Below are 19,106 nucleotides of genomic sequence, written 5' to 3' on the forward strand. Positions count from 1 at the left end.
CTTTCTGATCCGTGTGGCGGGCAAGCGGCTCACCGGGGCGAACCAGCTGCGCATCAAGTTACCTCGGCAGCATCTCCATCCCGAGGTGTGGCACGACTGGTTGGCTTTGAGCCAACCTGCCTGAGCCCGGATCGAGCAACGAACCCGCACCGCCAACGGCCTGCCATCAACAGGCCGACGGGCGGTTCTGCCCGTCGCACGGGAAAAGGGAGAAAAGTAGGCTCTTAGGCGATTGCCGGAAAATGGCATACCAGATTGCGCCGGATTTTCGTTCGTCATCAAGGCGCGACAACAGGCGCATAGTCAAACTATGTCACTGTTGTCGCAACACAGAGGACGGACGAAAAGACAAGCAGAATGGTATGTCATTTGACAGAAATCGCCTTATCGCTTGAGAACGCGGCTTGTCGTCATCGCCTTGGTTACAATTTTGCCATCGGAGCGGCGGAAATGACTGTGGCACGGCGATTATTCTGTCCCTATTGGTCCCGACTCCGGAAGCGAAGGCTACTTGCAGGATTTAGGTAATAATAAGGGTAGCATCCCGGTGTCCAGACGGTGTCTGGAGCTGATGTCTGACGAGGAGGAGACAATGGAGACGATGCAACGAGGAGTGCGATGGTCCATGTCGGCCGCGATCATCTGGCTGACCACACCCGTACTGGCGACGGTAGGCGACCACTTCGATATTGCGGAGATCGACGATACTCCGAGGATACGGGATATCGAATATCCTGACTGGTTCAAGAATTCCTTTCTTGATCTCCCGGATGATCTGCAGGAGTCCCTGCAGTCGGGGAAGACCGGCCTGATGGTCTACTTCGGGCAGAAGCACTGTGCCTACTGCGAGGCCCTGATGGAGGTCAATTTCGGCCGTGAGGAAGATATCGTCAAGTATACGCAGACCAATTTCGATGTCGTTCCGATCGACATCTGGGGGGCCCGTGAAGTTACCGACCTTAAAGGGGAGGTGCTGACGGAAACCAAATACGCGGAGCGCGAGGGAACAAATTTCACACCGTCGATCATCTTCTACGACAGGGCCGGCGAGGAGGCGCTGAGACTGCGCGGATACTATCCACCCTACAAGTTTCGTGCGGCGCTGGAATACGTGGTCGACGGGTATTACAGACAGGAGTCATTGCGCTCATATCTGGCCAGGGCCGATCCGCCGCCCAAGTTCGACGTCGGGGAGATGATCTCGGAGCCGTATTTCGAGAACCCGCCCTACGCGCTGGACCGTACCCGTTTCGCAGGGGAGAAACCTTTGCTGGTGTTGTTCGAGCAGCGGGAATGTCATGCCTGCGACATCCTGCACACCGAACCGCTCGCCGACCCGGAGACCCGGCAGTTGCTACAGGATTTCAACGTCGTGCAACTGGACATGTGGTCGGATACTCCCGTGATTACTCCGAGCGGGGAGCGGAAGACGGCCAATCAGTGGGCGCAGGAACTGGGACTTTTCTATGCACCGTCGCTGGTGTTTTTTGACGAGGGCGGTTCCGAGGTGTTCCGGCTGGATTCCGTCGCCAGAATCTACCGCCTGAGGGGGGCACTGCAGTACGTCCTGGAAAAGGCATACCAGGAGTATCCGACCTTCCAGCGATGGCGCGAAGCTCAGCCCGCCGGGGAGCGAGACCGGGGTTCGGTATAGGGGAAAAGAAAAGGCCCGTGTGGATCGCACACGGGCCTTTTCGGGCAGCGGAGGGGGCTGCTTACTTCTCTTCTGCGACAACGTCCTTTTCTGCGGCAACGTCGGCCAGGGCAATACGGTCTTCGCGTGCCTTGCGATAGGTCTCTATCTGGGCCTCACGCTCGGCGCGGATCTTGTCCCTCTCTTCCTGCATGGCCTGGACGCGGGCTTCCATCCGTTCGCGTTCGCTGGCCATGAAGGCCTCGATCGCTTCGCGGTCCCTGGTGATCATGACCTCGGGAGCGAAAGCGGCCGGGGGGAACTCAGGCATGTTCTTGGCGTACGCTTCGAAGGCCTTGCGTTGTGCTTCGATCGCCTCGCCCTGATCCTGAACCGCGTACACCGGGTCACGGCGCTGATCGCGGCGACGAGTTTTCTGGCCTACATCGCAGCCGGCTGGCTGCTGTTCACGGGTGAGGCGTTGTTGTCGCTGCTCATCGCGACCGCGGGATACGCCCTGTTCCGATTCTTCCGGCTGATCTCGATCGCCTTGGCGCGTCGCTCGTTGCTTGACCGGCCGGGGTATCGGGAGACCTTTTCCGTTCTCGACGCAGAACTCGAAAAGCGCGATCGCGCGGCGGTACTCCACGACATCGCGGAGCGTTTGGGCAGAGGGCCCGCAGAGGGCGGCCGGTAGGTTGTTCGCCGCCTTCGCTCAGGGCGGATGCGAGGTCGCCGATGTCGATTGCCATGCGGCGATGGCGAACAGGAACCAGGCGACGATAAGGGCCGTCCCGCCGAAGGGTGTGACCGCGCCCCAGGCCCTCACGCCCGTGATGCTCAGCACATACAGGCTGCCCGAGAACAGCAGGACGCCGAGTCCCATCAGGACGCCGGACCAGGTCAGCAGGGTCGAGGGACCGATCCATCGCAGGGTGAGCCCGATCAGCACGAGCCCCAGGGCATGGAGCATGTGGTACTGCACGCCGGTCTGAAACACCGCGTGCATGTCCCCGGCGAGTCTCGACTTCAGGGCGTGCGCACCGAAGGCGCCCATGGCGACGCCCAACGCGGCAAGCGACGCACCCAGCGTGACGAAGGGTCCGGCCATGGCGGGGTTCATGCAGCCAGTTGGCGAAGGACGTACTGCAGGATGCCGCCGTTTCGGTAGTACGCTACCTCCTGCGGTGTGTCGATGCGCACCCGGGCGGTGAATCTCCGTGAATCACCGGTGGTACCGGTCACGGCGACTTCAACCTCGGCGCCGGAGCCTGCCTCCAGCCCCTCGATGTCGAAGGTCTCCAGGCCGGTCAGTCCGAGCGACTCTGCGTCGTCACCTTCCCGGAACTGCAGCGGCAGGATACCCATACCGACCAGGTTCGAACGATGGATCCGCTCGTAACTCTCCGCGATGACCGCACGGACGCCGAGCAATCTCGGTCCCTTGGCGGCCCAGTCGCGCGATGAGCCCGATCCGTACTCTCTGCCCGCGATGAGTAGGGTCGGCGTGCCTTCGGACTGATACCGCATGGCGGCGTCGTAGATGGACATCAGTTCACCGGAGGGCTGATATTTGGTCACGCCCCCCTCGGTCCCCGGTGCCATCAGGTTCCGCAACCGGATATTGGCAAAGGTACCTCGCATCATCACCTCGTGGTTGCCGCGCCGGGAACCGTACGAATTGAAGTCTTTCGGGGCGATCCCCCGCTCCTGCAGATAGATCCCGGCCGGGCTGTCGGCCTTGATCGCGCCGGCGGGTGAGATATGGTCCGTGGTGACCGAGTCGCCGAGCAGTGCGAGGACCCTTGCGCCGCGGATGTCGGACATGGGAGCCGGTTCAAGGGTCATCCCATCGAAATAGGGCGGGTTGTTGACGTAGGTGGAGTCGCCCCAGCCGTATAGTCGTTCCGAGCCGGAGGCCAGTTCCGCCCAGTGTGCGTCGCCGCTGAACACATTACGGTAGGACTCGCTGAACTGACCCCTGGTGACGGCCTGTCCGATCGCGGCGGAGACCTCATCGTGACCGGGCCAGATATCGCGCAGGTACACGGGGTTCCCGTCCACGTCCTGGCCCAGCGGTTCATTGTAAAGGTCGATGTCCATTCTGCCCGCGATGGCGTAGGCGACGACCAGGGGCGGGGAGGCGAGGAAGTTCATTCGGACCTCGGCGTGTACCCGGCCCTCGAAGTTTCGGTTGCCGGACAGTACAGAGGCGACACTCAGGTCCCCCTTGCGGATCGCGTCGCTCACCGGCGGCGGAAGCGGGCCCGAGTTGCCGATGCAGGTCGTGCATCCGTAGCCGACGACGTTGAATCCGAGACTGCGCAGACTATCCATGACGCCGGCGTGCTCGAGGTAGCCGGTCACGACCTTGGACCCCGGCGCCAGCGAGGTCTTCACCCAGGGCTTGACACCCAGCCCGCGTTCGGCGGCCTTCTTCGCCAGCAATCCGGCGCCCATCATGACCGAGGGGTTGGACGTATTGGTGCAGGAGGTGATCGCCGCGATCACCACCGCGCCGTCACCGATCTCCACCGGTTTTCCGTTGATTTCTACGCGGACCGGTCCCTTGCCGGTGATGCCTCGGTCCTGCTTGAGGGACTGGAGCGCGTCGCGAAACATCTCCGCCGAGCGCCGCAGTGGCATGCGGTCCTGGGGGCGTCTGGGCCCGGCAAGCGCCGGCTCCACCTGCGAAAGATCCAGTTCCAAGACCTCGCTGTAGGTCGCTTCCGGCGTGTCGTCGTCTCGCCACATCCCTTGTGTCCTGGCGTAGGTTTCCACCAGGGCGATCTGCGATTCGGGGCGGGCGGACAGACGCAGGTAGCGCAGTGTCTCCACGTCGATCGGAAAGATGCCGCAGGTGGCGCCGTACTCCGGTGCCATATTGGCGATCGTGGCGCGGTCGGCCAGCGGCAGATGGTCGAGACCGGGACCGAAGAACTCGACGAACTTGCCCACTACACCGTGTTCCCTCAGCATTTCCACGATCCTGAGGACGAGGTCCGTGGCCGTGGCCCCCTCCGGCAGCCTACCCTCGATCCGGACGCCCACGACCCGCGGGATGAGCATCGAGATGGGCTGACCCAGCATGGACGCCTCGGCTTCGATGCCGCCGACTCCCCAGCCGAGCACGCCGATCCCGTTGATCATCGTGGTGTGGGAATCGGTGCCGACGACCGTATCCGGAAAGGCCTCTTTCACGCCATCGCGGTCCTGTGTGAAAACGACCCGGGCCAGATATTCCAGGTTGACCTGGTGGACGATCCCGGTATCGGGTGGAACGACCTTGAAGTTGGAAAAGGCGTTCTGCCCCCATTTCAGGAAGGCATAGCGTTCGCGGTTGCGACTGAACTCGAGGTCTGAGTTGGTCCTGATAGACATCTCGGACCCGAAGCTGTCGACCTGAACGGAGTGGTCGATCACCAGTTCCGCCGGTTGCAGCGGGTTGATCCGGTCGGGATCACCGCCGAGGCGCTGCATGGCGTCGCGCATCGCGGCCAGATCGACCACCGCGGGGACCCCGGTAAAGTCCTGCATCAGGACGCGGGCCGGACGGAACGCGATCTCGCGGGGTTTTTCCTGGCTGGGGTCCCAGCGAAGCAGCGACTCGATGTCTTCGCGCGTCACCGTCTCCCCGTCTTCGTGCCTCAGGAGGTTCTCGAGCAGTATCTTGATGGAGTAGGGCAGTGTCTCGACCCCTGGCAGGGTTGAGATCCGCTGGATCTGCCAGGTCTCGCCGCCCGCGTCCAGGTGTTCTGACGTGTCGAAGGATTGGGTCATGTCTCGTTTTCCGGTTCTGGGGACGGCGCCTGGACGAAACCCTCAACCAGGCGCCGATAGAGGCCGGAAGGATAAACCAGCTGCCCGGCGCATGCACGGGTCCCTTTTTACAAGGCTATCCGGTTTCCGGGGACAGCAGCGCCCCGGCGCTCCTGCGCATGGCGCCACGTTCGAGGAGTAGCCGCCATCGGCTCCCGCCGGCCTGCCGCCATAGCACGGCGGCCCGAATGGCGCAGAGCAGCATCGCGCGGATACGGCTGGCATTGTCCGGGTTGGCGAGGACGTCCTGGTCGCCCTTGACCATGATCCGGGGGCCCAGGCTGCTGATCGTCTCGCGGTAGATCTCGGCCAGACGCGCGATCGTGTTCGCATGAGTCGGACCGAAATACTCGAGCGTCGCCGCGGCTCCCTCGATGCCGGCGCGCAACGCCTCGAGGTTTTTCGAGCGCCGCGCGAGTTTACGTTCCAGGAACAGTATTGTCACTGCGTACCGCGCCTGTTCGATCGCCTCCTGTCCCTCCTGACGTGCCAGCGCGGCATCGAGGGCACGCAGACCGGGGCGGATGCCTGCGAGCCCACCGTAGACTTCGGCGTAGCTCGAAGCGTCGAACTGAAACAGGCTGCGTATACAGGGGTCGAAGGCCGCCTCGTCGATGCGCCCCGACCAGGCGATGGAGGATACCTGCCCGATGGCCTGATACAGTCCAGCCAGGGCGATGGTTCGGTTCTCGACCGTGCGGTTGTCACCCATTTCTATGGGACCACGGGCGTGGTGTCGCCAATCACCCCGCCACCGAGACAGGTGTCTCCCTGATAGGCGACGACGAACTGCCCCGGGGCGACGGACCGCTGGGGCGAGTCGAAGCAAACCTCGATCGAGCCGCCGCTTGCGCTGTTCAGCGTACTGGGCTCAACCGGTTGCCGGTGGCGAATCCGGGTGCGGCAGCGCAACGGAAACGTGGGCGGGTTTTCCGCGATCCAGTGCCAGTCCTGTGCAATCAATCGGCTGCGGTACAGCGCCGGGTGATCACTTCCCTGGGCGACGATCAGCCGGTTGTTCCTCGTATCCTTTTCGACCACGTACCAGGGCGCCTCACCCGCACCGCGTCGTCCGCCGATGCCCAGACCCTTGCGCTGGCCGATGGTGTGAAACATCAGGCCCGCGTGACGACCCAGCGTATCACCCTCCGTGGAGACAATCTCACCGGGCTCTCCGCGCAAATACTTGCCCAGAAACCGCCGGAATCGACGTTCTCCGACAAAACAGATCCCGGTGCTGTCCCTGCGGTCGTGGTTCGGCAGTCCTGCCTCCCGGGCCAGGATCCGGACCTGACGCTTTTCCAGATCTCCCAGGGGGAATAGCGCGCGGTCCAGTTGCGGACCGGACAGGGCATGCAGGAAATAGCTCTGGTCCTTGTCCCCGTCGAGTCCCTTGAGCAACCGCACGCCCTGATGCGTGCGGTTCAGCCTGGCATAGTGGCCGGTCGCGATGAGTTGCGCGCCGCGCGCCAGGGCGTGATCGAGAAAGACGCGGAACTTGATCTCGGTGTTGCACAGGACGTCCGGGTTCGGCGTCCGACCGGCCCGGTACCCGGCCAGAAAGGTCTCGAATACGCGGTCCCAGTACTCGGCTGAGAAGTTCACGCTATCCAGGGGAATGCCGAGGCGGTCGCTGGCTGCGCGCGCCGACCGTAGATCCTCGCGGGCGGCGCAGTGGTCCTGTGAATCGTCCTCTTCCCAGTTCTTCATAAACAGGCCGCGTACCCGGTAGCCCTGACGTTGCAGCAAGAGGGCAGCGACCGCTGAGTCCACACCCCCCGACATGCCGACCGTCACGTCAGCGCGGGAAGATCCGTCGAGCGGGGAAGCGGTCGCAGTGGTGTGCGGTGTCGGGAAGTCCTCTTGCAGGGTCTGCATCTATCGGGTCCATCGAATCCGTATGGGACCGGGGAAGCGGTATCTCGGGTCGGGGCCCATCATAGCCGATCGCGTCGGTCCGATCGACGCGCAAGGGTGGGCACTGCGGAACCCGGAGCCGGTTTCCCCGACTAACAGTCTGGGGAGTGAAGTGCGAGGTGGACTCGGTCGGCTTCGGGACGCAAGCCGCCTGAAGAGTGGAAATTTCTGAATTTACTTGCAGTTGCATCTGCCTGCCGGAGTGGGTCGCCGCAGAGCGGTCCGGGCGACCGGACGGTGCTCCCCTGTCGGTATATAATCAGTCCGAAGGGGCGAGACGAAATCTTTCTTAGGTGTAATGAGCGGCAAGGATACGCAAATTCAGTCGGGTGTGGATTTCGAGGTCCAGGAGTCCCGACCCAAGGTCAAACAACCGCGTATGTACAAGGTCGTCCTTGTGAACGACGACTACACGCCGATGGAATTCGTCGTATACATACTCGAGAACTTCTTCCGTATGAACCGGGAAAAGGCAACGAGGATCATGTTGCACGTTCACACCCGCGGTAAAGGGATCTGCGGGGTGTACACCCGGGAGATTGCAGAGACCAAGGTGGCCCAGGTCAACGAATACTCGAGGGCCAACAATCATCCCTTGCTGTGCGCCATGGAAGAGGCATAGCGGGGCGGAGACCAAAGACTGACATACTATTATGCTTGACAAGGAACTCGAACTCTCTCTGAACAAGGCGTTCAAGTCTGCACGGGACGACCGTCATGAATTCATGACGGTCGAGCACCTGTTGCTCGCACTGACCGACAATCCCACGGCGGCCGAGGTGCTCAAGGCGGTTGGAGTGGACCTGGCGAAGCTGAGTCAGGAACTCGGGGAATTCATCGTCGCCAACACACCGATCCTCCCCGAGGGCGATAACCGCGATACGCAGCCCACGCTGGGATTTCAACGGGTGCTGCAGCGCGCCGTGTTCCACGTGCAGTCCTCGGGAAAGAAAGAGGTGACGGGGGCCAATGTCCTGGTGGCCATTTTCGGAGAGCAGGAATCCCAGGCGGTCTATCTGCTGAGCCGTTACGACGTGGCCCGGCTGGATGTCGTCAACTTCATCTCCCACGGGATTTCCAAAGTCTCCGACGACAGTGAAGAGGATGCTGCGCAGCCGGCCGAGCAGGAAGGCCCGGAAACGGCGACGCCCAGGAAACCCCTGGAAAGCTTTGCGGTCAATCTCAACGAAATGGCGACCGAGGGCAAGATCGACCCCTTGATCGGGCGGCAGGAAGAGGTCGAGCGCACCATCCAGATCCTCTGCCGCAGACGCAAGAACAATCCGTTGTTCGTCGGCGAGGCCGGAGTCGGCAAGACCGCGATCGCCGAGGGTCTGGCAAAGAAGATTGTCGACGGCGAGGTGCCTGAAGTACTCAGTGAAAGCACCATCTACTCGCTGGACCTTGGTGCGCTCGTTGCCGGGACCAAGTATCGTGGCGACTTCGAAAAGCGCCTCAAGGGGGTGCTCGGTCAACTGCGCAAGGAACCGCATGCGATCCTGTTTATCGACGAGATCCACACCATCATCGGCGCCGGTTCCGCCTCGGGTGGCGTCATGGATGCGTCCAACCTGATCAAACCCATGCTGGCCTCGGGGGAACTGAAGTGCATCGGTTCCACGACCTATCAGGAGTTCAGGGGCGTTTTCGAGAAAGACCATGCACTGGCAAGGCGATTCCAGAAAATCGATATCTCCGAACCCACGGTGGAGGAGACCTACAAGATCCTGCTCGGGCTCAAGGAACGTTTCGAATCCCACCATCAGGTGAAATACACCGGCAGGGCGCTTCACGCTGCGGCGGACCTGTCCGCGCGTCACATCAATGACCGCCACCTCCCGGACAAGGCCATCGACGTCATCGACGAGGCCGGAGCACGGGTCCGGCTTCAGCCCGCGGCCTCCCGAAGGAAGAGTATCTCAGTCAAGGACATCGAGAACATCATCTCAAGGATGGCCCGTATTCCGCCGAGAAACGTCTCGAAGTCGGACATGGAGACGCTCAGAACGCTGGACCGCGATCTCAAGATGGTGGTGTTCGGCCAGGACGAGGCTATTGACACCCTGACCACGGCCATCAAGATGTCCCGCACCGGACTGGGCGACACGGAGAAACCGATCGGTTCCTTTCTCTTCGCGGGTCCGACGGGTGTGGGCAAGACCGAGGTCACGCGTCAACTCGCTCACCTGATGAACATCGAGCTGATACGCTTCGACATGTCGGAGTATATGGAGAGACACACGGTCTCGCGGCTGATCGGCGCACCGCCCGGCTACGTAGGGTACGACCAGGGCGGCTTGCTGACCGATGCCGTGATGAATGCTCCGCACGCGGTGCTACTGCTCGACGAGATCGAGAAGGCTCACCCTGACGTCTTCAACCTCCTGCTGCAGGTCATGGATCACGGCACGCTTACGGACACCAACGCGCGCAAGGTCGATTTTCGCAACGTGCTCCTGGTCATGACCACGAACGCGGGCGCCGAGGAGATGAGCCGGGCCAGCGTGGGGTTCATGGTACAGGACCATTCGACGGACAGCGGCGAGGTGATTCGCAGGACATTCACGCCGGAATTCCGGAATCGTCTCGACGCCGTGGTCAATTTCCGCTCGCTGGATCGGCGCACAATCGCCAACGTGGTTGACAAGTTCATCATCCAACTCGAGGCGCAGCTTCAGGAGAAGAAGGTGTCGCTGGTTATCGACGACGAGGCCCGGGCCTGGATCGCGGAAAAGGGCTACGATCCGAAGATGGGGGCTCGACCCATGGCGCGGGTCATCCAGGAGTACATCAAGAAACCGCTAGCCGACGATATCCTGTTTGGCCGCCTGAGTCAGGGCGGGCAGGTGCGCGTGACCGTAATCGACGACAAACCGGAACTGCAGTTCGAGGACGAGGCCGTCGTATAATAAGGCGATTGCCGGAAAATGGCATACCGGATCGCGCCGGATTTTCGTTCGTCATCCAGGCGCGACAACTGGCGCATAGTCGAACTATGCAACGGTTGTCGCAACACAGAGGACGGACGAAAAGACAAGCAGGGTGGTATGTCACTGACAGAAATCGGCTAAGCCAGGGAGGAGTCAGCAAAGTATTGCGGGCCGGGAACTATCTTCCACGGTAGACGATTCGACCCTTGCTGAGATCATAGGGGGTGAGTTCCACGGTTACCTTGTCGCCGGTCAGAATCCGGATGTAGTGCTTGCGCATCCTTCCGGAGATGTGAGCAGTTACGACGTGACCGTTTTCCAGTTCCACCCGGAACGTGGTATTCGGCAGGGTATCGATGACGGTTCCCTGCATCTCGATATGATCTTCTTTTGCCATGCGGTTAGAATGCCCGGACGCGAAAATTGGCGGTCATTATCGTCAAGTGGGATCAGAAAACAAGGTCACGGGGCGTTTCCGTACCGTTCGCGGGGCGCCGGCAAGTGGCTCCCCGGCAGGTATCGGAAGGCACCGGGAACCCGACATCAGCCAGGGCGGGAGTCACTGGGCGGGGGCGGTTAAGGGCTGTCGAGACCGCATTTGTCACGACCCGGCTCCCCTGCATTTCCATCTCCACCGAGGATGGTGTCGCAAAAGTCTCTGAATCCGGATGAAGAGAAAGATACGAGCGCTGCAAGCGCCTGAGTTATTTAAGGCGATTGCCGGAAAATGACATACCGGATCGCGCTGGATTTTCGTTCGTCATCAAGACGCGACATCAGGCGCATAGTCGAACCATGTCACTCGAACTATGCAACGGTTGTCGCAACATAGAGGACGGACGACAAAGACAAGCAGGATGGTATGTCACTGACAGAAATCGCCTAACCCCTCTTACACGAGTGCTCTGCCCCTCGCTTCGCTCTCCCCGCCGGGGCGAGGGGACTGGCTCTTGCGACACCCGCCTGAGGACAGGATGAACGTTGCCATTGTATTTCCTGGTCAGGGCTCGCAGTCCGTCGGCATGCTCGGCGAACTCGCCGAGGCGCACGAGGAAGTGGGCCGGACCTTCGAGGAGCTTTCCGACACCCTCGGCGAAGATTTCACGACACTGGGGCGCGAAGGCCCGGCCGATACGCTCAACCGCACGGAGAATATCCAGCCGGCGATGCTGGCTACCGGCATTGCCGTGTGGCGGGTCTGGCGCGCTCAGGGGGGCCGTGACGCGGTCGTGGCGGCCGGGCACAGTTTCGGGGAGATTATTGCCCTGGTCGCTGCGGGTGCGCTGGACTTCAAGACCGCGGCAGGCCTGTCGCGCACCCGCGGTCGCTTGATGCAGGGAGCAGTCCCGCAGGGGAAGGGCGCGATGGCCGCGATTCTGGGGCTGGATGACGAACAGGTGATTGCGCTTTGCGACGAGGCGGCCGAGGGACAGGTGCTCTCGGCGGTCAATTTCAACGCCCCCGGGCAGGTGGTCGTGGCGGGCCATGCGCAGGCAGTGGACCGTCTGACCGTCGCGGCGAAGGCCGCCGGCGCCAAGCGGGCGCTGAAACTCGCCGTCAGTGTCCCCGCGCACAGCGCGTTGATGAAACCCGCGGCCGGCGAGTTCGCGAATACGCTGTCGTCGGTTACGATTCACGCTCCCCGCATCCCGGTGCTGCACAATATCGACGTAGAGACGCATGAGGACCCGGATTCGATCCGCGACGCTCTGACGCTCCAACTCTGCAGCCCGGTGCGGTGGGTGGAGACGATTAGGGCGATGCGCGAACGCGGTGCGGATATCGTTCTCGAGCTGGGCCCGGGCAAGGTGCTCGCAGGCCTGAATAAACGGATCGATCGCACCATGCCGGCAATCTGCGTCCAGGACCCATCGAGTCTGGCGCAGGCGCTCGAGGCCTATGCGGAAGAAAACTAACGACGCCGGTGGCACGCACCGGTCCTGGGGGAATGCATGGCACTAGAAGGCGAAGTCGCGCTGGTTACTGGCGCGAGCCGGGGGATCGGCAGGGCGATTGCGTTCGAACTGGGCAGACAGGGGGCGATCGTCGCCGGCACCGCGACCTCGGATTCCGGCGCGCTGGGAATTTCCTCGGCGTTGGATGAGAAGGGATACCCCGGAGGGGGCTACGTCCTGGACGTTACCAGCGACGACTCCGTCAATGCATTGATAAAGACGTTGACCGAGCGTCACGGCGCGGTCTCCATCCTGGTCAACAATGCTGGAATCACGCGCGACAATCTGTTGATGCGCATGAAACCGGACGAGTGGCAGGACGTCATCAACACCAATCTCAGTTCCTCCTACCGCATGTGCAAGGTCTGCCTGCGAGCCATGATGAAGGCCCGCCGGGGCAGGATCGTGAACATCGCATCGGTGGTCGCGGCCTCCGGCAATCCCGGTCAGACGAACTATGCCGCCGCCAAGGCGGGTCTGATCGGTTTCACCAAGTCCCTCGCCGCCGAGGTCGGCTCCCGGGGGATCACCGTGAACGTGGTCGCGCCGGGATTCATCGACACCGACATGACGCGCGCACTGCCGGAGGCCCAGCGCGAGGCGTTGGTGCAACGCGTTCCCCTGGCGCGCCTCGGATCCCCGGAAGACATCGCGGCGGCGGTAGCGTTTCTCGCGTCCGATACGGGTGGTTACATCACCGGCGAGACGCTGCACGTCAACGGCGGCATGTACATGACGTGAGTACTGCTCTGGCCCTGTGATAACTACGAAATTATCATATGGATAGGGCACTTAGCGTCGTCTGGCTTGCCAGAACGGTTTTATCTACAATACCCGCTCCCGCCGGGTGCTTGCCGGAATCGGGGAGCGACAGGATGATCCGCCGGTGGAAAGGGTTTATATACATAACGGCGTGGCGAACACAGCTAAGGCGATTGCCGGGAAATGGTATACCAGTTCGTACCGGATATTCGTTTGTCATCAAGGCGCGACAACAGGCGCATGGTCGAACTATGCCACGGTTGTCGCAACGCAGAGGACGGACGAATAGACAAGCAGGATGGTATGTCAATTGACGGAAATCGCCTAAGTGCGAGCGCCGGATCAAAGATCGGAAGTGACAGACCCTGGCAAACCCTTTCTATCGAATATTTTCTTACGAGGATGGAAAACCAATGAGCGATATCGCGGAACGCGTAAAAAAGATTGTGGTCGAGCAGTTGGGCGTGAACGAGGATCAGGTCACCGAGGCGGCGTCTTTCGTTGACGATCTTGGCGCCGATTCCCTGGACACCGTCGAACTGGTCATGGCGCTGGAAGAAGAATTCGAGTGCGAGATTCCGGACGAGGAAGCGGAGAAGATCACCACGGTGAAACAGGCGATCGACTACGTCATCGAGCACCAGGACGGATAGCCTCTCCATTGTCCGCGGCGCTCGTGGGTCCGCTGCGGACGTGGTGGCGGAAGGCGGAACCGTCGTTTCCGATCCCAAGGCATTCATTCAGTGCAATAGGTGACTTTTGTCCAAGAGAAGGGTAGTTGTGACAGGACTCGGGATTGTCAGTCCGGTGGGCTCGACGATCGAGACGGCATGGGAAAACATCCTGGCCGGCCGCAGCGGCATCTCGGTGATCGATTGTTTCGATGCGAGCGCTTTTTCGGTTCGGATCTCGGGGGCCGTCCGGGACTTCAACGTCGATGACTACATCACGCCGAAAGAACGAAAGAAGATGGATACCTTCATCTTCTATGGCATTGGCGCGGGCGTGCAGGCGATCAGGGACGCGGGGCTGGAAGTCACAGAGGAAAACGCGGAGCGCATCGGTATCGCGATCGGTTCCGGCATCGGTGGGCTACCTACCATCGAGAGGAACTACGAGAATTTCCTGAAACTCGGGCCCAGAAAGATTTCGCCCTTCTTCGTTCCGGCGGCGATCATCAACATGGTCTCGGGCAATCTGTCGATCATGTACGGGATGAAGGGCCCGAACATCTCGATTGTGTCGGCCTGTACCACGGGGACCCACAACATCGGTGACGCCGCGCGCATGATCGCGCACGGCGACGCCGATGTCATGATCGCCGGTGGCGCGGAGATGGCGACCTGTCCCCTGGGAATTGGCGGGTTTGCCGCGGCCAGGGCGCTGAGCGCTTCGCATAACGACGATCCCGAGAGCGCAAGCCGACCCTGGGACAAGAACCGCGACGGGTTCGTTCTCGGCGATGGTGCGGGGGTACTGGTGCTCGAGGAGTACGAACACGCGAAGCGCCGGGATGCGCGGATCTACTGCGAGGTGGCTGGATATGGGATGAGTAGTGACGCCTACCACATGACCCAGCCGGCGCCGGGGGGGGAGGGAGCCGCGAGATGCATGCTCAACGCCCTGTCCGACGCCGGGCTTAACGTCGAGGACGTTGACTACATCAACGCGCACGGAACCTCGACGCCAGCCGGTGACATCGCGGAGACGCAGGCGGTCAAGGCCGCGATGGGAGATCACGCAAACAAGGTTGCCATCAGCTCGACGAAGTCCATGACCGGGCACCTGCTGGGGGCGGCAGGCGGTGTCGAGGCCGTGTTCTCGGTACTCTCAGTGCACGATCAGGTGTTGCCGCCGACGATCAACTACGATACCTCGGACCCTGAATGTGACCTGGACTACGTGCCCAACACGGCGCGGGAGGCGAAGGTCAACGTTGCCATTTCCAACTCGTTCGGCTTTGGCGGGACCAACGGGACCGTCGCCTTCCGCAGGCTCTGAGCGCCTTCGCACCTTTCCGTACCGGGGGGTGGCGCGAATTGCCGGGACATGAGTGAGGCTTCGGTCCGTACGCCGGCTCACATTGCCGACCGCATGCTCGTAAACGGGCGCGAGTCCCTTGCCGTGCCCCCGGGTGATCGGGGATTTCTCTATGGGGAGGGCGTGTTCGAGACCATTGCCGTTCGTAACGCACGCCCCCTGAATCTCGATCGTCACTTGGCGCGGCTGTCGCGTGGATGCGAGCGACTGTTCATTCCCCCACCGAATACGGAACGGATCTCGGCCGAGGCGTACCGACTGGTCGGTGGTCACGAACGCGCCGTCCTCAAGATCATGGTGACCGGTGGGGAGGGCGACAGGGGGTACGCGCCACCGAAGAAGAGATCCCCGAACCGCTTCCTGAGGCTCTTCCCCTGGCCGCACGGGATAAAGCGCTTCGACAGGACAGGCGTAGCGGTCAAGGTCTGCGAGACCCGGCTCGCGATCAATCCCCGCCTGGCGGGCATCAAGCACCTCAACCGGTTGGAGCAGGTGCTTGCGGGAGCAGAGCTTGATGTGGCATTTGGCGAAGGGATCGTGCTGGACTTCGAGGGCAACGCCGTCGAGGGAACCTCCGCCAATCTCATGCTGATCTCGAGCGGCACGCTGCTCACGCCCGATCTGAGTCGATGCGGCATCGAAGGTATCATGCGGAAACTGGTGCTGGAGGCGGCCTCGCGCCTCGACATACCCACCCAGGTAAGGAGGGTCTCACTCGACGAGGTCATGGAGGCGGAATCACTGTTCTTCACCAATGTCGTCCGCGGGATCCAGCCTGTCGTAAGGGTGGAGGAGCGCCATTTCAAGATCCATCCCTGGATCGACGCACTGCGAGAGGTCGTGCAGGGATTCGAGACCGGTGACGACCGGTAACGCTATTCGGGGGAGAAGAAATGGATGAGCCGGACGACGGTGGAGTCGTGGCGGCGGGGCTTGCCACGGTAATGTCGGGAAACTACGCGATCTCATGGTGATCCTGAAATACAAACCGGCCTGGGTATTGCTCGCGATCCTGATCGCGGTCGCTATGGCCCTGTTCGCCGATTTCCGCAGGTTCGTGAATGCCCCCCTTTCGCTCCCGGAGGCCGAGGTGGTCTACGAGATCTCCCCCGGCACGTCGTTCGACGACCTCGCCCGTGACCTGGATTCCCGGGGCATCGTCGCGGAGCCCTTCTACTTCACTGTGCTCGCGAAGTTGCAGAACCGCACCAGTTCAATCAAAGCCGGCGAATATCGCATCGCTGAACCGCTGACCCCGAACGGTTTACTCGAGCTGTTCGTCGAGGGACGCGTTGCCGGGTATTCCCTGACCATTCCCGAGGGCTGGACCTTCAGGCAGCTATTCGAGGCGGTGCAGGCGCACCCGAAGATCGTGTCGACGCTAGAGCCAGGCCAGGATGTGATGGCGGCGTTCGGACGGCCGGATACGCATCCCGAAGGCTGGTTCTACCCCGATACCTATCGCTTTCCGGCCGGGACCACGGACCTGGCGTTCCTGCGACGGGCGCACGAGGCGATGGATCGGCGGCTGGCGGCCGAGTGGGAGGGGCGGATGCCGGACCTGCCGCTCGATTCCCCGTACGAGGCCCTGACACTGGCATCCATCGTGGAAAAGGAGACCGGCGCCGCGGCGGAAAGGCCCGAGATCGCAGCGGTGTTCATTTCGAGGCTGCGCAAGGGCATGCTGCTGCAGACCGATCCGACGGTCATTTACGGGCTGGGTGAGGCGTACGACGGCGACATTCGGTATCGGGACCTGCGCCGGGACACGTCGTACAACACCTATGTACACAGGGGGCTGCCGCCGACGCCTATTGCGATGCCGGGCGGGGACGCGATCCATGCGGTATTGCACCCAGCGGATTCGAGCGCGTTGTACTTCGTCGCCCGCGGTGACGGCAGTCATCATTTTTCCGAAACCTATGAAGCGCACCGCGAGGCAGTGGTCAGATACCAGCTCGAGGGAGATGCGTTGCGTTATCGCGAGCGGGAGGACTGAAACGTGACAAGGGGTCTGTTCATAACCGTCGAGGGTAGCGAGGGCGTTGGCAAATCGACCTGCATGGACCTTATCGTCGAGGAGCTGCTGCGAAGCGGCTTACGGGTCGTCAGGACCCGCGAGCCCGGCGGGACCGCATTGGGTGAGGCGATTCGCGAGGTCCTGCTCGACACGCAATGGACGGCCATGGGTCTGGACACGGAATTGCTGCTGATGTTCGCGGCGCGCGCCGAGCATATCGATAAGGTGATCGGACCGGCCCTGGCGCGCGGGGAGTGCGTGGTCAGCGATCGGTTCACGGATGCCACCTACGCCTATCAGGGCGGCGGTCGCGGCATGCCCGAGGCGCGTATCGCGACCCTCGAGGCGTGGACTCAGGGTGATCTGCGGCCCGATCTGACGCTGCTGCTGGACGTAGACGTAGCGACCGGGCTCGGCAGGGCGAGTGCACGGGGTGAGGCGGACCGCTTCGAACGCGAGCAACTCGCCTTCTTCGAGCGTGTGCGTAAACGCTATCTCGCGCGTTCGGAGGCCGAACCGAGCCGGTTTCGCGTCATCGATAGCGGGCGCGACCTGGACGAGGTCGGCACGGATGTTCGCGGTGTCGTCAGTGCCGCGGTCGAGCGTCATGTCGCCGCTGCGTAATCCGCTGCCCTGGCAGGGACCGCAGTGGGAGCGCATCTCGCGGGCCCTGACGGGCGACGCCGTGCCCCACGCGCTGCTTCTGGCCGGCCCGGCGGGGCTGGGCAAACTCCTTTTTTCCAATCTCCTGGGGCGAGCCCTGATGTGCGACGATCGCGGCGGGACAGGGACCCCCTGCGGGCAATGCAGGCAGTGTGCGTTGATGGAGGCAGGAACGCACCCGGACAGCTACCGCCTGGCCGCCGAGGCGGAGAAGTCGAACATTCTGGTGGGTCAGGTCAGGCAACTCGGCCATTTCGTCGCACTTACCCGGAATCAGGGTCGCTATAAGGTCGCCGTGATCGAAGCCGCCGACAGGATGAATGCAGCCGCCGCCAACAGCCTGCTGAAGACGCTGGAGGAACCCCCGGACCGCACGGTGATGATACTGGTGAGCGACCGCCCGGGGGGGCTCCCCGCGACCGTACGCAGCCGTTGCCAGAGAATCGATTTCCGCATCCCGCCGCGCGAGCTGACCGAGACCTGGCTGGGCACTGGCTCGAGCACCGGGGAGGAAGACATAGCGCTTGCGATGGCCCGCGGCGCACCGCTGGCCGTGCGTGCCCTGTTGGAGAACGAGGCGCCGGGGCGCGCCCGCATGGTCCTTGACGGTATCGAGGGGATGTTGTCAGGTACGAAGTCACCGGTAGCGGTCGCCCGCGAGACGGGGGAGACGGAGGTGTCGGTGCTCCTGGACTGGATGCTGGGATGGCTGACGGACGGGGCACGATCACTCTCGAAGGGCGCCGCGCATCCGGTCGGGGAACGCGCCGGTCTACCCAACCCGGGTAGGGTTCAGGATTTCTGCCTAGAATCGGTGATGGGGTTGTACAATCAGTTCGTTGAAATGAAGCGCGGTTTGCACAGCGGTCAGAATCAGGAACTGCTGCGCGAAGACATCATGCTGGCGTGGCTGTCGGCTGCGAGCGGAAATCCCGGAGGCGTCAATGGCTGAAAAGGGTCGAGGTATCACCACGGTCTCAATCAAGGACAAGGGGTCGCTCTATGCCGCCTACATGCCCTTCGTGAAGAACGGCGGGCTGTTTGTCGCGACCCGAAAGCCCCATAAGATCGGGGACGATGTGTTCATTCTCCTCAGCATCATGGAGGAAAACGAACGGCTCCCGATCGCAGGCAAGGTTGTCTGGGTGACACCGGAGGGCGCACAGGGGAACCGCACACCGGGTATCGGCGTACAGTTCAGCAGTCAGGACCGCGGTCAGACACGGAACAAGATCGAGGGACTCCTGGCGGGCGCGCTGACGGCCGACAGACCGACGAATACGATGTGATCTTGACAGGAGCGCGAGCGCGCGGATTGCCTTTGGACGACTTGTGAGATCCGACGGGCAAGTGTCCGACGGGCAAGT

Annotated in this window: 19 protein-coding genes and 1 pseudogene; 14 read left to right on the forward strand and 6 right to left on the reverse strand. The window is 62.2% G+C overall.

Annotation, left to right across the window (positions count from 1 at the left end; all coding sequences use genetic code 11):
- The first annotated feature begins 601 nt into the window (after nucleotides 1–601).
- Nucleotides 602–1,654 (forward strand): thioredoxin fold domain-containing protein, encoded by a 1,053-nt coding sequence (locus tag LJE91_04320; protein MCG6867967.1) that lies wholly within the window; start codon nucleotides 602–604, stop codon nucleotides 1,652–1,654.
- 61 nt (nucleotides 1,655–1,715) lie between these two features.
- Here LJE91_04320 and LJE91_04325 read toward each other — a convergent pair whose 3' ends face one another.
- Nucleotides 1,716–1,964 (reverse strand): hypothetical protein, encoded by a 249-nt coding sequence (locus LJE91_04325; GenBank protein MCG6867968.1) that lies wholly within the window; start codon nucleotides 1,962–1,964, stop codon nucleotides 1,716–1,718.
- 30 nt (nucleotides 1,965–1,994) lie between these two features.
- Here LJE91_04325 and LJE91_04330 point away from each other — a divergent pair, with 30 nt between their 5' ends.
- Nucleotides 1,995–2,330, forward strand: a complete 336-nt coding sequence (locus tag LJE91_04330; GenBank protein MCG6867969.1) for a hypothetical protein — start codon at nucleotides 1,995–1,997, stop codon at nucleotides 2,328–2,330.
- Nucleotides 2,331–2,348: 18 nt separating this feature from the next.
- On the opposite strand, the gene LJE91_04335 is transcribed toward LJE91_04330, so the two are convergent.
- The 4 genes from LJE91_04335 to mnmA all read right to left on the reverse strand — a co-directional run bounded on the left by LJE91_04335 (nucleotide 2,349) and on the right by mnmA (nucleotide 7,237).
- Entirely contained in the window at nucleotides 2,349–2,744 is a 396-nt protein-coding gene (locus LJE91_04335) for a DUF423 domain-containing protein (GenBank protein ID MCG6867970.1), read from the reverse strand.
- 8 nt (nucleotides 2,745–2,752) lie between these two features.
- The gene (gene acnA, locus LJE91_04340) at nucleotides 2,753–5,413 is read right to left on the reverse strand and encodes an aconitate hydratase AcnA (GenBank protein ID MCG6867971.1); all 2,661 of its coding nucleotides are present in this window, start codon (nucleotides 5,411–5,413) and stop codon (nucleotides 2,753–2,755) included.
- 115 nt (nucleotides 5,414–5,528) lie between these two features.
- Nucleotides 5,529–6,164 carry a high frequency lysogenization protein HflD gene (gene hflD / locus LJE91_04345; GenBank protein MCG6867972.1) on the reverse strand — a complete coding sequence of 212 codons (636 nt, stop codon included), beginning with the start codon at nucleotides 6,162–6,164 and terminating at the stop codon, nucleotides 5,529–5,531.
- A 2-nt stretch (nucleotides 6,165–6,166) separates the two neighbouring features.
- Entirely contained in the window at nucleotides 6,167–7,237 is a 1,071-nt protein-coding gene (gene mnmA / locus LJE91_04350) for a tRNA 2-thiouridine(34) synthase MnmA (GenBank protein ID MCG6867973.1), read from the reverse strand.
- 430 nt (nucleotides 7,238–7,667) lie between these two features.
- On the opposite strand from mnmA, the gene clpS reads away from it, so the two are divergent.
- On the forward strand, nucleotides 7,668–7,991 hold the full coding sequence (gene clpS, locus LJE91_04355) for an ATP-dependent Clp protease adapter ClpS (GenBank protein MCG6867974.1): 324 nt from the start codon (nucleotides 7,668–7,670) through the stop codon (nucleotides 7,989–7,991).
- A gap of 31 nt (nucleotides 7,992–8,022) precedes the next feature.
- Complete coding sequence (clpA, locus tag LJE91_04360; protein ID MCG6867975.1) at nucleotides 8,023–10,278, forward strand: ATP-dependent Clp protease ATP-binding subunit ClpA; 2,256 nt, start codon at nucleotides 8,023–8,025, stop codon at nucleotides 10,276–10,278.
- Nucleotides 10,279–10,477: 199 nt separating this feature from the next.
- Here the strand turns inward: clpA and infA are convergent, their stop codons facing one another.
- Nucleotides 10,478–10,696, reverse strand: coding sequence for a translation initiation factor IF-1 (gene infA, locus LJE91_04365; protein MCG6867976.1), 219 nt, complete (start codon nucleotides 10,694–10,696; stop codon nucleotides 10,478–10,480).
- Between the two features lie 577 nt (nucleotides 10,697–11,273).
- On the opposite strand from infA, the gene fabD reads away from it, so the two are divergent.
- The 10 genes and pseudogenes from fabD to LJE91_04415 all read left to right on the forward strand — a co-directional run bounded on the left by fabD (nucleotide 11,274) and on the right by LJE91_04415 (nucleotide 19,028).
- Nucleotides 11,274–12,215: an ACP S-malonyltransferase gene (fabD, locus tag LJE91_04370; protein ID MCG6867977.1), complete on the forward strand. Its 942-nt coding sequence runs from the start codon at nucleotides 11,274–11,276 to the stop codon at nucleotides 12,213–12,215.
- Between the two features lie 36 nt (nucleotides 12,216–12,251).
- Nucleotides 12,252–12,995 carry a 3-oxoacyl-ACP reductase FabG gene (gene fabG / locus LJE91_04375; protein MCG6867978.1) on the forward strand — a complete coding sequence of 248 codons (744 nt, stop codon included), beginning with the start codon at nucleotides 12,252–12,254 and terminating at the stop codon, nucleotides 12,993–12,995.
- 434 nt (nucleotides 12,996–13,429) lie between these two features.
- Entirely contained in the window at nucleotides 13,430–13,669 is a 240-nt protein-coding gene (gene acpP, locus LJE91_04380; GenBank protein MCG6867979.1) for an acyl carrier protein, read from the forward strand.
- 106 nt (nucleotides 13,670–13,775) lie between these two features.
- Nucleotides 13,776–14,951 (forward strand): annotated as a pseudogene (fabF, locus tag LJE91_04385) (beta-ketoacyl-ACP synthase II).
- A complete protein-coding gene (cas5, locus tag LJE91_04390; GenBank protein MCG6867980.1) occupies nucleotides 14,905–15,069 on the forward strand; it encodes a CRISPR-associated protein Cas5 in 165 nt (54 codons plus the stop codon). The pseudogene fabF and the gene cas5 overlap by 47 nt, the downstream one beginning before the upstream one ends.
- Nucleotides 15,066–15,929 carry an aminodeoxychorismate lyase gene (gene pabC / locus LJE91_04395; GenBank protein MCG6867981.1) on the forward strand — a complete coding sequence of 288 codons (864 nt, stop codon included), beginning with the start codon at nucleotides 15,066–15,068 and terminating at the stop codon, nucleotides 15,927–15,929. The genes cas5 and pabC overlap by 4 nt, the downstream gene beginning before the upstream one ends.
- A gap of 94 nt (nucleotides 15,930–16,023) precedes the next feature.
- Nucleotides 16,024–17,055 carry an endolytic transglycosylase MltG gene (gene mltG, locus LJE91_04400; protein MCG6867982.1) on the forward strand — a complete coding sequence of 344 codons (1,032 nt, stop codon included), beginning with the start codon at nucleotides 16,024–16,026 and terminating at the stop codon, nucleotides 17,053–17,055.
- Nucleotides 17,056–17,058: 3 nt separating this feature from the next.
- Nucleotides 17,059–17,700, forward strand: coding sequence for a dTMP kinase (gene tmk, locus LJE91_04405; protein MCG6867983.1), 642 nt, complete (start codon nucleotides 17,059–17,061; stop codon nucleotides 17,698–17,700).
- Nucleotides 17,684–18,691, forward strand: coding sequence for a DNA polymerase III subunit delta' (holB, locus tag LJE91_04410; protein MCG6867984.1), 1,008 nt, complete (start codon nucleotides 17,684–17,686; stop codon nucleotides 18,689–18,691). Before tmk ends, holB begins: the two co-directional genes overlap by 17 nt.
- Nucleotides 18,684–19,028, forward strand: a complete 345-nt coding sequence (locus tag LJE91_04415; GenBank protein MCG6867985.1) for a PilZ domain-containing protein — start codon at nucleotides 18,684–18,686, stop codon at nucleotides 19,026–19,028. Before holB ends, LJE91_04415 begins: the two co-directional genes overlap by 8 nt.
- The last annotated feature ends 78 nt before the right edge of the window (nucleotides 19,029–19,106 follow it).

This window comes from Gammaproteobacteria bacterium (genome assembly GCA_022340215.1).
Lineage (GTDB): Bacteria > Pseudomonadota > Gammaproteobacteria > JAJDOJ01 > JAJDOJ01 > JAJDOJ01.